At 53.8% G+C, this 14,449-nt stretch carries 11 protein-coding genes; 2 read left to right on the forward strand and 9 right to left on the reverse strand.

Going from position 1 to position 14,449, the window contains the following annotated elements; genetic code table 11:
- Positions 1-492 (forward strand): P-loop nucleotide/nucleoside kinase family protein, encoded by a 492-nt coding sequence (locus tag AC2FJC_RS02425; protein WP_282022344.1) that lies wholly within the window; start codon positions 1-3, stop codon positions 490-492.
- Positions 493-665: 173 nt separating this feature from the next.
- Here the strand turns inward: AC2FJC_RS02425 and AC2FJC_RS02430 are convergent, their stop codons facing one another.
- Entirely contained in the window at positions 666-1,151 is a 486-nt protein-coding gene (locus AC2FJC_RS02430; protein WP_216597684.1) for a GNAT family N-acetyltransferase, read from the reverse strand.
- Positions 1,152-1,392: 241 nt separating this feature from the next.
- A complete protein-coding gene (locus AC2FJC_RS02435; protein WP_496738267.1) occupies positions 1,393-2,220 on the reverse strand; it encodes a class I SAM-dependent methyltransferase in 828 nt (275 codons plus the stop codon).
- A 278-nt stretch (positions 2,221-2,498) separates the two neighbouring features.
- Between AC2FJC_RS02435 and AC2FJC_RS02440 the strand changes: the two genes are divergently transcribed.
- Positions 2,499-4,364, forward strand: coding sequence for an AMP-binding protein (locus AC2FJC_RS02440; protein WP_271952820.1), 1,866 nt, complete (start codon positions 2,499-2,501; stop codon positions 4,362-4,364).
- A gap of 241 nt (positions 4,365-4,605) precedes the next feature.
- Here the strand turns inward: AC2FJC_RS02440 and AC2FJC_RS02445 are convergent, their stop codons facing one another.
- From AC2FJC_RS02445 to AC2FJC_RS02475, 7 genes are all read right to left on the reverse strand, one after another.
- Entirely contained in the window at positions 4,606-6,252 is a 1,647-nt protein-coding gene (locus tag AC2FJC_RS02445) for an adenylate/guanylate cyclase domain-containing protein (protein ID WP_496738268.1), read from the reverse strand.
- Positions 6,253-6,497: 245 nt separating this feature from the next.
- The gene (locus AC2FJC_RS02450) at positions 6,498-8,234 is read right to left on the reverse strand and encodes an adenylate/guanylate cyclase domain-containing protein (protein WP_282022339.1); all 1,737 of its coding nucleotides are present in this window, start codon (positions 8,232-8,234) and stop codon (positions 6,498-6,500) included.
- Positions 8,235-8,440: 206 nt separating this feature from the next.
- Positions 8,441-9,220 (reverse strand): GMC family oxidoreductase, encoded by a 780-nt coding sequence (locus tag AC2FJC_RS02455; RefSeq protein WP_496738269.1) that lies wholly within the window; start codon positions 9,218-9,220, stop codon positions 8,441-8,443.
- Between the two features lie 36 nt (positions 9,221-9,256).
- On the reverse strand, positions 9,257-10,033 hold the full coding sequence (locus tag AC2FJC_RS02460) for a GMC family oxidoreductase (RefSeq protein ID WP_496738270.1): 777 nt from the start codon (positions 10,031-10,033) through the stop codon (positions 9,257-9,259).
- A gap of 1,126 nt (positions 10,034-11,159) precedes the next feature.
- On the reverse strand, positions 11,160-12,671 hold the full coding sequence (locus AC2FJC_RS02465; protein ID WP_496738271.1) for a mannitol dehydrogenase family protein: 1,512 nt from the start codon (positions 12,669-12,671) through the stop codon (positions 11,160-11,162).
- On the reverse strand, positions 12,671-13,444 hold the full coding sequence (locus tag AC2FJC_RS02470) for an L-iditol 2-dehydrogenase (RefSeq protein ID WP_496738272.1): 774 nt from the start codon (positions 13,442-13,444) through the stop codon (positions 12,671-12,673). The genes AC2FJC_RS02465 and AC2FJC_RS02470 overlap by 1 nt, the downstream gene beginning before the upstream one ends.
- Positions 13,441-14,445: an ABC transporter ATP-binding protein gene (locus tag AC2FJC_RS02475; protein ID WP_496738273.1), complete on the reverse strand. Its 1,005-nt coding sequence runs from the start codon at positions 14,443-14,445 to the stop codon at positions 13,441-13,443. Before AC2FJC_RS02475 ends, AC2FJC_RS02470 begins: the two co-directional genes overlap by 4 nt.
- Between the last annotated feature and the right edge of the window lie 4 nt (positions 14,446-14,449).

Raw genomic sequence — 14,449 nt, forward strand, 5'->3', positions numbered from 1 at the left:
ATGTCACAGGCTATTTCAACGCTTCACTTGCTATGCGGCAAAGTCGCTTCTGGAAAATCTACTCTGGCAGCGGAACTAGCGGAAAGAGACACAGTCGTGCTCATTTCGGAAGATGAATGGCTTAGCGCCCTGTTTGGCGACCAGATGAAGTCCCTGCAGGACTACGTGAATTGCGCTTTGAAACTGCGACCGGTCATGGGGCGTCACGTGGCTTCTTTGCTGAAGGCTGGCGTTTCAGTGGTTCTCGATTTTCCAGCTAACACAATTGAAAATAGAGCTTGGATGCGCGACTTGCTGAAAGACACTACTGCGCAGCACCACCTTCACTTTTTGGATTTGCCAGATGAGGTTTGTCTGCACCGGCTGCATAAGCGCAACAGAGAAGGCGCGCATGCCTTTGCACCAACAGAAGATCAATATCGCCGTATTGCGCGGCATTTCGTGCCACCATCACCCGAAGAAGGTTTTAACATCATAACTCACCGTCAGTAGCGGCGGCACCAAACATGTTTCGAGCACCTACTCTGCATCGACGGATGAACGACTGCTTTAGGCTCGAAGAAGACCTTCGCCGCACTCGGCGTGAGTGACCGCTTTGCGGACAAAGCTGACGTTCCCTTTGGAAGGCTATGTGTCCGCTTGGCTGAGAGACAACAAGTTTTTTTTCAAAGTCGCATACTCATCTCATGCCATGCCATTCCTCCGTGGTCGGAGGCAGACCGCCTCAGATAACCATAGCCGAGCTTTTCATAGAGTGGCACATGATGCTCTTTGCACATCAGATGGATCGCCTCCTTGTTCATCTGCTGCATCCGCCTAACAAACTCATCCATCAGAGACCTTGAATAGCCCTTGCCTTGTTCGGTCGGGTCTACGACAACGGACATGATGACCACATTGGGAGCGTCAGGGTCGTGGCCGATAAGCTCCTTGAAGTCCTCGTCAGACATCTCAACCTCATGAGCGCATCCGCAGTTGATGAAGCCCACAACCGTTCCATCCACTTCGAGGATTAGAAAGCCATCGGGGTAGGTCTCAATCCGTTTGCAGATTTTGGCGTGTGTCGCAGCCTCTTCACCTTCGTAGGCGGAGATCTCGATTTCAAAGCAGCGATCCGCATCGGCGGTTTGGGCATTTCTAAAATTGCGCATACAAATCTCCCATGTGTCTTAGAGAGATATAGCCCAAGAAACCCGAAGCTGTCTTGCGGCCAGCAAAGCGTATTGATAACCAGCCAAAGGCGCGAATTGCAGCCTCAGCCGATTTTGGCTCGAACTGTTCATCTGACGGCTTCAGCAGGTCATAGGGTCGGTTTAGGCGGCACCAAGGTCCGGAAAACGGGACAAAATTGCCAGTCGCAGCACGCGCATAATCACGAAGAGTTTGCAAAAGTCAGCGGCGAACGGCCGAAATGATGACGGACGGAGCCGGGACCAGAAAACCGCCATTGTGTTTAATACCTTGTGAGCGAGTACGTGCCGCCAGATCAGAGCGAATTGCATCTCGTTTTGTGACTGGCTGCGCTCCCAAAAGTGATGCTGCGCGAACGGCACCCTGATCAAAGGCATCAAACAAGTCTTCAGGTTGCTGCAGATACAGTTCTGAGGGCACGTCGATCAACTGAACCTCTGCAAATCCCGCTTTGGTGACCATAGGTTCAGCAGCAGAGCGGTCCACAAGCATATGGGCGTCAGGTCCGAAGGGCAATGTGACCGAGGGGTCGCCCAGGCGTTCAACCGCATCGAACAACCAACCGAATGCACCATTTGATCCTTTCCCTCTCCAGATTGAAAACGCGATACGCCCATCCGGTCTCAATACTCTTGCCGCTTCCGCCAAACCACGTTCAGGATCGGGAAAGTGCGGTACGCCAAAACCAATAGTGACAGCGTCAAAACTGTTATCGGCAAAGTCCATTGACATCGCATCTCCTTGGATAAAGGAAGCGTCCGGCACAGCTGATTGAGCAAGGGAGATCATAGCCGCAGAAAAGTCGAGTCCAGTTACAGAAGCGCCTCTTGCCGAAAGTTCCGCAGCGACAACACCATGCCCAGTGCATAGATCAAGAACCGTTGACTTAGATCCTGCCGAAACCGCATCCGAAAGCCTTTGCGCAACAACGAGCGTAGCTCGGTCGAACCCATCTGCATAACCCTTGGCGATAGCTGGATTAGCCCAGCCTTCGCGCTCCATCTTTTCAAAATCATTGAGGTCGGTCATGCATCCTCCAAATCAGGTCAACGTAGCACCAACAGTTTTCTGAAGCTAATGGAAGCACTCTTGGCGCTGAACGACACCCTCCCGACAATCGCGCTATGACGTCTGCTGTAGGGTTCGGCGCTGTCATTCCCTCAATCGCGACGGATGTCTGCTCTGCGGACAAAGCGGCCTTTCGTAGATTGGCTTGTTTTTGTGCTTTATCTTGTATGTTGGTGTTGCAAAGTTCGGCTGCTCGACCAAAGCTCAGGTGACACTTTCCTGAAGTTGAAGGAGATCCCATGGTCAATCTGGGCACGCAGCCGATCAGGACTCAAAGTGATATTTCTGAGTTCGAAGAAGAAATGACGCTTGAAGAGCGTTTACCTGAACAAAGCATCTTGGATGTCTTTATCAACAGCGCTGACCGCGATCCTGATGCGACTGCGCTGACAATGCTGATGACCGGAACTGAAGACGAAGAGCCGCGTCGTGTGACATATAAACAGTTGCTGGGACAGATAATGCGCGCTGCAAATCTCTTTGCGGCGATTGGAGGTGAAGCGCCGGGCGTTGCGTTTATGCTGCCCGCTTTGATTGAAACCCACGTCACTTTGTGGGGAGCAGAAACAGCTGGGTACGCTGTTCCGATCAATTTTCTTTTGCAGCCTGAGAGCATAGCAGAACTTCTCAAAGCCTCCGAGGCAAAGATCCTTGTTGCTCTTGGCCCTCATCCACGGCTGGACATTTGGGAGAAAGCTCTAGCAATGCGGGAGCAGGTTCCGGGCCTCGTACTTGTGCGCGTTTCTCCGCCGGGTACACCGCCCGAAGAAGGAGTTATTGATCTTGCCAGTGCTTTGATGGCCCAACCTGATGATCATCTGACTTTTGGGGAGGCGCGCAGGGGTTCAGATCTGGCGGCCTATTTTCACACCGGGGGCACAACCGGTGTGCCAAAGCTTGTTGCGCACACCCACCGCAGCCAGCTGGTCGCAGCATTCGGGGGAGCTGTAATGTGCGGCTTTCGCTCCGATGACGTATTTACCGCTACTTTTCCTCTTTTTCACGTCGCCGGAACGATTGTCGGCGGCCTCAGTTGCTTTATGGCAGGCGTTGAACTGCTCGTAATGACTCCTGCCGGTCTGCGAAACCCAGCAGTTGTCGCAAGCTTTTGGCGTCTTGTTGCAGAATATAAGGTTACAATTGTTGGCGGCGTACCAACTGCTATTGGGGCGATTTTGCAAACGCCAATCGGCGATCATGACATCTCGCACGTGCGGGCGGGCGCGACTGGTGCTTCATTGCTACCGCCTGCGGTCGGGCAGAAGTTCAAGGAAGTGACCGGCTGCACTCTTTTTGAAATTCTGGGCATGACGGAAGCTTCCGGATTGATCAGTATCGATCCACTCTGCGGTACGGGTACTGCAGGTTCAGTTGGCTGGGCGTTACCTTACACAAATGTCGACGTTCTAAAGCTGGAAAGCGATGGTGGTCTTGGAGCGGTGTGTGAGATTGGCGAAATCGGTGTTGTAGCCATCAAAGGTCCTCACGTGTCGCCCGGTTACAGCGTTACAGAATTCAACAGTGAGGTGTTCGTAGACGGTGTCCTGAATTCGGGCGACTTGGGGTACAAAGATGCGAATGGGTGCCTTTATGTTGCCGGACGCTCGAAAGATCTGATTATCCGAAGCGGCCACAATATCGATCCGGTCATGATTGAAAATGCGATGAGTACCCACCCTGCTGTCGCGTTAGCAGCAGCGGTCGGCATGCCCGATCCTTATGCCGGAGAACTGCCGATATGTTTCATTCAGGTCCACACATCCGATGAGGTTACCGTTGAAGACCTAATGGCACATGCTCAGAACACTATCGATGAAAGACCAGCTTGGCCGAAGATCATTAAGATTGTTGATGAGATACCGCTGACGTCAGTCGGCAAAATCTTCAAGCCCAGTCTGCGGTGCGATGCTGCAAGGCTGGTAGTATCAAATCTGCTTCGTGAACAACTGAAGTTGCCCGACGCTCACGTGCAAGTGGAGGCCGGTGGGCCACGCGGACTTTGCGTCACAGTGAGCCTTTCTGGGACAGACGCGTCGTCTAGGCCCAGCGTTGAAGAGAAGCTTCAAGACTTCCTTTTCGAGACGCGCGTTGAAGTCGGATCGTAGGGGACAACTCTCAAAATGGCTCAAATTGCCAATCGCAAAAAATATTGTGTTGCCGGTGGCCATTGTGCGAGCCTTTTGATTGTTCAGCTGCTAAATGCAATCACAGAATCCAGTTCCCATGACAACGGCTGCAATGGGCTCAGAGCGGTCGTTCGCTGCGTTCCGTCTGAATTACCGCTCTGCGGACAAAGCGGACGATGTCCGCACACAAGATTTGCATCAATAACATGGCCAATTGACTTCAGAAGACAGGTTTTAGCCTGTCTAACATCCAGCGCATGTCAGGTGGCAAGACCGGTGGTTTTGTCGTCATCATTGGGGCTTGTGATAGCTGCTGGGCCGCTTGCAAGCATGCCTGGGCTTGTTCATGAAGTTGCATCTCAGTCAGCGCCATCGCGCGGAGTTTTAGGTGGCCAGCTTCATTTGGGCGCATGTCATAGGCGGCAGAGGCATCCTCAACACTGCCTTCGAAATTTCCGCCACAATACCTTGCAATGCCACGCATGAACAGCCGATATGGTTGCAGTGGATCCTGCTCGCCACGCTCTACGAGACGCGAAAATGCAGCATCAGCGCCCGCAAATTCAGACCTACGAAGCAAAATCTGACCTTCAAGTTCATGGTTTTCCAAATACGCGGGATTAAGTTGCCGTCCTCGTTTAAGATCAGCGAGCGCTCCTGAAATATCGTCTTGCACTGCAAGCCGGAAATTCGCTCGGACCCAAAAGACATAGTCGCTCTTGGGCTCTTGCATCACCGCGGTGTTTAGGACTTCCTCACATCTTTTCTTAATTTCGGCAGACATAATCTTGTAGCGTGCACCGTGGAGCATGAGTTGTGCTTCCACGCGCATGCAAAGCGACATCCCGTCCAGCGGATTGAGCGAGATGGCACGTTCTATAAGTGAAAGTGCCTCTTCCCAGCTTTCTATCGTAACCTTGTAAAATTCATTGGCGGCACGTGCACGGAGCTCAGATACACTCAAGTCGTCAACTGGGAGCCCAGCAAGTCTATCCCCATCGAACGCATTGGTTTGGAGACGTAAATCCCCCTCTGCCTGCTCCAGGACAGTGTCGCAGAAATCGAATACATCTTCAGTCTGAGCTTCGTATGTCTGTGACCATACAGGCCTCGCGTTGGCACGTGAGACCAACGTAATGGTGAACCTTCCGCGCCTCCCAGCGATCCGAACGCGCCCGCGCAAATCATAGGTCGCGGCTTCTACAGACTTGGCAGATGCATCGAAAACGGAAACGCCCTTTCTTCGCGATACTCTTACGATAAGTTGATCACGGAGGTCACCAGCGAGCGCTTTGGTCTCTGGATCAACCGGCGCGTAATCAAAGGACTGGAATGCAATTGATGGTACATCACCCGACTTGCCTGTTGAACCGGGCGCAAGTCGCCATTGATATAGCCGGACCGGCTGCGAGATATTTTTTAGGCTGAATGTGCCAGCGTCGCTAAGCACTGCTGATTGTTCGGTTGACAGCTGACGGTAAAAGTCTTCCGACACCATCACGCCACCGGGCGGTGCTTCAGTTTGAATGCGTTGAGTGATGTTCACACCAGTGCCGTAAAAATCATCATCGTCTTCGACTATTTCTCCCAGATGGCAACCGATCCTTAGCTTTATGGTCGGGTGGTCATAAAGATTGCTTTGCACCTGAATGGCGCTGTCCAAAGCTGCACCGATTGAGGCAAAGGCAACGATCCAGCCGTCACCCATGCGTTTTAGGATCTCGCCACCGAAGTCGGCGAGCACTGGCTCCAATTGGTCGCGCTTGAGCTCTCGTACTGCTTCGATTGCGGCATCCTGATTGGCGTTCATCATAGATGAGTAACCGACCATATCGACGACCATTAGAGTTGTAATTCGCGAACGCACCGGAGCCCTCCGGCCACCAAACATAGTGAAACGCCTCGAACCAACAAGCAGTTTGCTTCTGATCGCAGTCGGACACGCATTTGGACAGTGGTTTTGCGAAGCCGTAACCACGTAAAGTTTGGGCTCACAACAGACATTCGAAAGTTCACAATGAGGAACGAACGGCGGCCCTGCGGACAAAGCGGTCCTTTCAGCGCTGTTGGACAAAAACAATTGCTCAGTGTCATCTCTGCAGTGCAAAATCTTTACGAATTCGCACTGGCGATAGGGTGGTCAGGCAACCCTGCTTTGCGCAAATTGTTAAAAAGGGCGTTTAACTTTTCTGTGTCGCGTAGCAATTCCTGTGACTTCACATATTCCAGACTGAGAGTGGGGTCGTCGGCCAACGCTTCGGCCACGATTTCACGTGCGCGCTCAACGTCGCCTCGAGCTACTCGGCTTGCTGCTCTGTAGAGCCGGGATCGACGAGTCTGGAAATTGAGGCTCCTGGCCTCTTCGTTGGATTCTGTGAAGCGCCCCAATGCGTATAGTGCCGCCACCTGCTCCTCGACAATCCAAACCGGCAAAAACGGGTCAAGTGTCGCCGCGTGCTCCAGTAACTCCAGGGCCCGCTCTGGCTGCCCATCGAAAGTGTAGAAAGCGGCGCAGCGCCCAAGAATGTAGGCATCGTTCGGAGCAAGTTGCATCGCTCGCTCGTGGTGGCGACGACTGGCGTCATAGTCATTGTTCAGCTTAATCTGTAAAGTACCCAGAATGCGGTGCAGTTCGGGATCTGAAGAATCCAGTTGCATCGCGCGGTTGAGTTTTTCTTCTGCAGATGCCAGATCGAAATCTGCCATACCGCTCCAGGAACACACGTCCATTGCAATGGGGCGCGCAAAGTTGGGATCGGCTTCCTGCGACTTTCGAAACCATTCTCGTGCTTCGCGGTAGAACGAGTCTGCCACAGTGCCCATACGGTGTTGTTCCAGACCCCGCAGATAATATTCATAAGCGGTCATATTCTCGGGCCGTTTCATACGGGCCGCGCTAATCGCTTCGTGATCAATCCGGCCTGATACCGTGGCCGCCACGCGCGCAACTATCTCCTCCATCGCGTCGATTACTTCGTCGAAAGGCCGCTGAATGCGATCTGACCAGACAAGCCCTCCGTCGCTGGTTCTAGTTAGGGTCACGCTCAGACTCACACGTGAGCCCATCTTACGAACCTTTCCAGCCAATACGTACCGCACACCAAGCGTATCCCCGATTAGTTTGGGATCATCTGTTTGCAACGCCACGGAAGCTGTTCGAGAACTCACAAAAAGTGAACGGATGAGGCTCAGATCGTGGATCAATTCCTCGGTTAATCCTTCGGCGAGAAAATCTTGATCCTCGTCTGCTCCAGTTCTCGTCAGGAATGGCAAAACGGCGATTGAATTCGGCTTGATGGCGGATTTTGGTGCTTCAACGGTCGGAGCAAGTTGGAAAACATGGCGATCCGAAGAGGCACCGACGCGCATGATGCGCATGGCTTCGTCCAGCCCTTTGAGCCGATGTTCCCCCCGGTCTTCAAATGCACAGGGCGACACTCTACGGACATGGTCGAATAAGGCTTCCGAGACGTCGATTTCACCGGGTTCGGCCAATTGCTGCAATCGAGCGGCGATGTTGACACCATCACCTCGCAAATCTTCCCCTACCCGAACGACATCTGCCAAATGCAAGCCAAAGCGCATAGACTGCGGTGTAAGACCTGGTGCTGTTGCAAGCTCTGAACGAGCTTCTATCGCGGCTTTGAGGCCATTGACGGGGCTTTCAAATTCAGCAAGCAAGGCATCGCCAGCTGTATTGAAAACTCTTCCGTGATGCTTGCTCACACAACGTGTAACGAGGTCTAGTCCGCTCAGAACTTGGGAGAGGGCGCTTTCCTCGTTTCGTTCCATTGCGCTAGTCGAGCCGACATAATCGCCAACCATGATCGTTGCCAATTTTCGGTCCAACGTTATGCTCCTCTCCTGGGCAACACCGAGGGTAGTGCAAACGCGTTGTTTCTCCAAGAAGAGTCGGTTCGGGCCTCATGAAAAGTGTCGACTTTGGGCTCGATGCGGACAATCAGAGCAATTCAGTGAACGGCTGTCTTGCGGACAAAACTGCCACTGATCCTGTCACAAAAAGTCGGTTGTCTGATGGTTTAAAATTTTTTCACTCAGACTCGCCCAGCGATCATGTCGGCAGCTTTTTCAGCAATCATAATCACCGGCGCGTTGGGATGCCCGGTGTTCATTTGCGGCATCACAGACGCATCGGCAACGCTCAACCCTTCAAGCCCGTGCACCTTCAAGTCAGGAGCAACGACGCAATCATCGCTTTGCCCCATCCTGCAACTGCCAACGGGATGAAAGGACGTCGAGGAAATCTCTCGGATGTCTGCAAGAAGCTCTTCTTCGCTCTGTGCGTCCGCCCCAGGAGATATCTCAACCGGATTGAGCTTCGCAAAGGCTTCCTGTGACACAATCTTCCGCGCTTCTTTGATGATCGAGCGCATCAGATCGACATCCGCCGGATCGCTCAGATATCCCGGATCGATAATGGGCCGATCCAATGGGTCGTTTGATGCAATCGTCACACGCCCTCGGCTCCAAGGACGGGTCGGGAAACCAGAGATTGTAAAACCGTGGCGATCCGGTGGGCGGTACTCCGGGGCTCCCAAGCTTATGAAATATGGAATCATAAGCAGTTCTATGTCGGGAATATCGACATGGGGTCCGGACCTCAGAAATGCACCAGACTCAAAGTGGTTCGTTGTCAGGGGGCCGCGCGACTCCTCCGAGTAGAGGCGCTCAACCTCTGCCGCTTGCTCAGAGCTTCGGCCATAGAAGGTCAAGGGCTGATCGATTTCCCAACGGGCGCGGTAATGAAAGTGATCCTGCAGGTTTTCGCCCACGCCGGGTAGGTCATGCTTTACCGGTACGCCGACATCGTTCAACAGGTCTGCAGGGCCGACTCCTGAGAGTTGCAGGATCTATGGTGAGCCTATGGCGCCCGCCGCCAAGACGGTTTCCTGTGCAGTTGCATGGTTCAGTTCTCCCTTGGCGACATAATTCACACCGGTCACAGAACTGCCCTCAAATTGCAACGACATGACCGTCGCGCCGGTCACAACGGTCAAGTTGGGACGCCTCATTGCCGCGGAGAGGTATGTCTGCGCGGTGCTGCCCCGTCTGCTCTGCTGCAAGGTCGCGGGGAAATAACCGCAGCCGTCCAGTTCCATACCGTTCAGATCCCCATTAAACGGTATCCCGGCCTGCTGGCAGGCTTGGATGAATGTCTCGGTTAAGGGCGACCGCTCGCCTGGTTTAGTCACAGTCAGTGGACCACCGTCTCCATGGATCGACGGATCTCCTTCGACTTCCCAATTCTCAGCCTTCTTGAAATAGGGCAGCACACCGTCCCATCCCCAGCCCGTTGCGCCCATTTGGGACCACGTGTTGTAGTCTGCCGGATGCCCGCGCAGGTAAATCATGTAGTTTATCGAACCAGTGCCGCCGATACATCGACCGCGCGGATAGGCGATCTGGCGTCCTGAAAGCTCGCCCTGCGGAGCGGTTCGAAATGCCCAATCGAAACGTGTGTTGGTGAGCGCGCCAAATTTGGCAGGGGTGGAAACCCGGGGGTCGTCGTTCGATCCACCGGCCTCTAACAGCAAAACAGAACGCTTCACGTCTTCGGTTAAACGAGCGGCGAGGACGCATCCTGCACTTCCGGCGCCAACGATAATAACGTCAAAACTTTGCGTCATGACAAAACCCTAAACTACCAATCTGGAAAGAGTGACGGACAGTCTGCCCTTTTTCAAGCAACACGTTTTGCGAGTTTGGGTATGTCCGCTTTGGGCTCGCTCCTGCCGTTCTCTGTGTCATTGATGAGCGTCTGTCCGCATAACTGACATAATTCAGTCGGGATACTTCGCGACGGCGAAACGTATCTTGCCCGCAAAAAGCAAAGGTTGACCGGAGCCATCTCAACATCCGCTTTCGGAGTAATGGGGAATCTTCGAAAAGGTCTTCGAGATGCAATGCTCGCGAAAGCCCGTCAAATCTGGGATGTCCCAGTATAGTTTCAATATTTACGGCATGTTCTGGCACTTCCAGTGGTGTTGTTCTTTGTTTTCACTTGCACGCTTATGTTTCCTGATTTTACGCTTGCATGCTTATGCTTCATGCGTTGCACGGTTATGGTGTCTCAGTAGTCTCGATTCTCGTTAAGATATTGTTTTAAAGTGATATTTTTTCACAGCCTATGCAAGAAAATGCTGATTCGTGCACGCTTATGCTCAATTTGCAATGAAAAATTCAATAAAATCAGTGGATCGGTTTAAAATAGATGCTGGCACGATTGCCCGGCTGTCGCGTGATTGCCAAACAGCTAACGTGAACCAAAGCCCCTTTGGGCAAACGAAAAAACAATCAAACCGGTTCTCAATCTCGTTTCTGTCTGGGCGAAGCAAGACTCACGTCCCTCCCACACCTGCATTGGGGATCCCTGCTCCAGTGCCCGGGGAAAAAGAAAAGAAAAGAAAATTATCATCGAACCTACAACGCCAGCAACGCTGGGCGCCATCCACGCCATTTCACGAGAGATTGTTCGAAGCCAATTCGAATTGTTACTCAGCAACTTCTCTTACCCAGCCTTCGATGCTGAAGCACAAATCTCGCACCTGCGCGCCGAGCTCGAACACCTTCAAATCGAGATACGGGGCAGAGACTTATCGCGCCCTGTTCGGATCGCAAGGGAAGTTGCAGCAAAGATTGGAGGGCAGGCTGTGCATCCTATGGATGCCGGGGCAGCAAGGCAATTTGCGACAACCCTTAGCCGACGAAAAAAGAAAGATGTGTCCGCAATTGAATAACCTGAGTGACACTAATTTAGTGTGGCATTGAGCCGTTAGAGACATATTCAGCTAAAACTGCTCGACTGCCACTCTGCCAGATCCCGGTTAGCCACCGGGCAAATGCTTCAGAGAACTTTGTGCCACGGCCAAATTCACCGCAATATTGGCTTTGTTCGAGCCAAAGCTGTGGGTCGGCTTTGGACGCCTGTGCGGTTTTATGTAGTTTCTCCCATTGGGGGTCATTCGGGGCGATTTCGGAGCCATCTTCACGAACACCTACGCACATCCGGCACCAGAATGCTTCGGCCAACGCGAGCCCGTTTACCGAAGAGCCAGACGCAGTTGCTGCGCGCAGCGACGGTAGTAGGAACCCGGGATGTCGCGCCGACCCGTCAAATGCGACCCGACGTGTTGTATCGTGAATAGCAGTGTTGGCAAATCGCCTCTTAACCAACCCGAGGTACTCTTTTGCTGTCGTCCCGGGAACAGCTTCGACATGAGGCAAAATCTCTTCTGTCTGAACTTTTCTGAAAAACGCCACGATGTCCGGGTCCTGCATGCAGTCTGAAATCGTGGCCACATTCAGAATCTCCCCGACATTTGCGAGCAGTTGGTGACCTCCATTCAATATGCGCAGTTTCATCGCTTCGTAGCTGTGGACGTCCTGCGTCAGTGTTACTCCGACCTCTTCGAGGGGCGGTCGCCCGGCGCAGAAATCGTCCTCAATCACCCATTGGCGAAAGTTCTCATGCGTGACTGGTACGCGGTCGTCGACGCCCAGTGTGCGGCATTGCAATACGACCTGCTCGGTCGTTGCGGGCACGATGCAGTCAACCATCGAGTTTGGGAACGCGCCATTCTGATCGATCCAATCGGCCAGATCCGGGTCGGATAGACGCGCCAAACCAACAACACAGTTTCGCAAAATCCCACCGTTGCCTTGAAGGTTATCGCAGCTGAGTGCGGTAAAGGGCTTCAAGCCATTTGTGCGCCGTTGCCTGAGCGCCGCGACTATAGCGCCGAAAGCCGTACGCGGCTGGTTTGGGTTCTCGGCATCGTGCAGAATATCTGCGTGATCCGTATCGAACGCGTCAGTGTTGGCGTCCGGAAAGTACCCGCCTTCGGTTACAGTCAGCGACACAATCCGAATGGCAGGGTCGGCCATCGTCCGGATAAGCGCGGCATTGTCGTCTTCGATCGGCAAGTAGTCGATCATCGGACCAATCACTTCGGCGGACATTCCTTTTGGGTCCAGTTCGATCAGCGTTGTCAGGCAGTCCTGCGCCAGCAGTCGTTCTCGCATGTCGGCGTCATAGCTTCGGACACCGGCCCCGATGATTGCCCAGTCATGGGCCTGGCCCAACTGCATCAACTGGTGAACATACCAAGCCTGATGCGCGCGATGAAAATTGCCAAGTCCGATATGGACAATGCCGGGCGTCAGATCCGAACGCTCATACACCGGGGTTCTGACCGTCGCAGGCAGGTCTGAAAGGGTATTTCGCCGTAACCATATCGGAGGGTTTGCATTCGCCACAGGATCCATCAGCTCATCCAGTTTCCGCCGTCGACATTGTAGGTTTGTGCGACGATGTACTTGGCATCGTCAGAAGCCAGAAACACGGCCATCCCGGTCAGATCTTCGGCGCGGCCCATTCGGCCATAAGGAACGGCTGCAGCCACTTCGCGTTTCTTCTGACCCAGTGGTTTGCCTTCGTGCTTTGCGAAAAACGCATCAACACCATCCCAGTGCTCGCCATCGACAACACCAGGGGCAATCGCATTAACGTTGATCCCATGAGAGATCAGGTTCAGCCCGGCTGATTGGGTCAAAGATATGATCGCGGCTTTGCTGGCACAGTACACGGCGACCAACGGCTCGCCCCTGCGCCCGGCCTGCGACGCCATGTTGATGATCCGACCTTTGGTTCCGCGATCAATCATGTGGCGCGCGACGGCCTGCATCGTAAACAGCGCGCCAGCGACGTTGATGTCAAAAACGCGATTGTAGTCAGCGCGCTCAATTTCAACGATTGGAGCGGCGGAGAAGATGGCCGCATTGTTGATCAGAACGTCAATTGGGCCAAAATGTGCCGCCGTTCGAGCAACGGCGTCTTCAATGCTTTGTTGGCTAGTCACGTCCATCTCGACGGCCAACGCGGCTGCGCCGATCTCAGTTGCAGCGCTCTGTGCGCGCTGCATGTCTATATCGGCGATGGCGACGCGTGCGCCCTCAGCCACATAAGCCTTGGCAAACGCCAGTCCAATGCCTCTCGCTGCCCCGGTGATCAGGGCGGTTTTGCCTGCCAGGCGCGTCATTCGATCCGCAAGCCTTTCGCGTCAAACCGGTGGATGACATCCGGTCGTGGTGTCAGATGGATTCGGTCACCGTGGCGAAAGTTAACCTCGCCATCTGCACGGACGGTGATGGTCTCGGCCAACCCTGTTTCGTGGACGTGGAAGAAAGTGTCCGAACCAAGGTGCTCAGAAACGCTTACGACGCCGGACCAGTCTCCTTCAGATTCAGACACCGCAATGTGTTCAGGGCGAATTCCGATGGTTTGGGCACCGAGCTTTTCCGCCTCTGGGCCTTCGATGAAGTTCATCTTGGGCGAACCGATGAAGCCTGCAACAAACAGGTTGCGCGGCGTACGGTACAGCTCCAACGGGCTGCCAACCTGTTCGATCACACCTGCCTGAAGCACAACGATCTTGTCGGCCATAGTCATGGCCTCGACCTGGTCGTGGGTGACGTAGATCATCGTAGTCGCCAGACGCTCGTGCAGTTCGCTGATTTCCAGCCGCATGCCAACGCGCAAGGCGGCGTCCAGGTTCGACAGCGGTTCATCAAATAGGAACGCAGCCGGTTCGCGTACAATGGCCCGACCGATGGCCACCCTTTGACGTTGCCCGCCAGACAATTGGCCGGGACGACGATCCAGGTAGTCGGTCAGGTTCAGAACGCTCGCCGCACCTTCAACCCGCTTGTCGATCTCAGCCTGATCCAGTTTCGCCATGCGCAGCGGAAATGCGATGTTCTTGCGAACGGTCATGTGCGGATACAAGGCGTAGGATTGGAACACCATCGCCAGCCCGCGTTTGGCAGGCGGCACGTCTGTTGCGTCGGCGCCGTCAATGTCGATGGAGCCAGAAGTCATGTCTTCCAGTCCCGCAATCAGGCGCAGCAAAGTGGACTTGCCGCAACCCGAGGGGCCGACAAATACGGTGAACTCGCCATCTTCGATGGTCAGATCCAGCGGGGGAATGACCTCTACGTCGCCGAAGCTTTTGGTCACGGACTTGAGTTGTATACGTCCCATACGA

The organism is Ruegeria sp. CDSB117 (genome assembly GCF_059611005.1).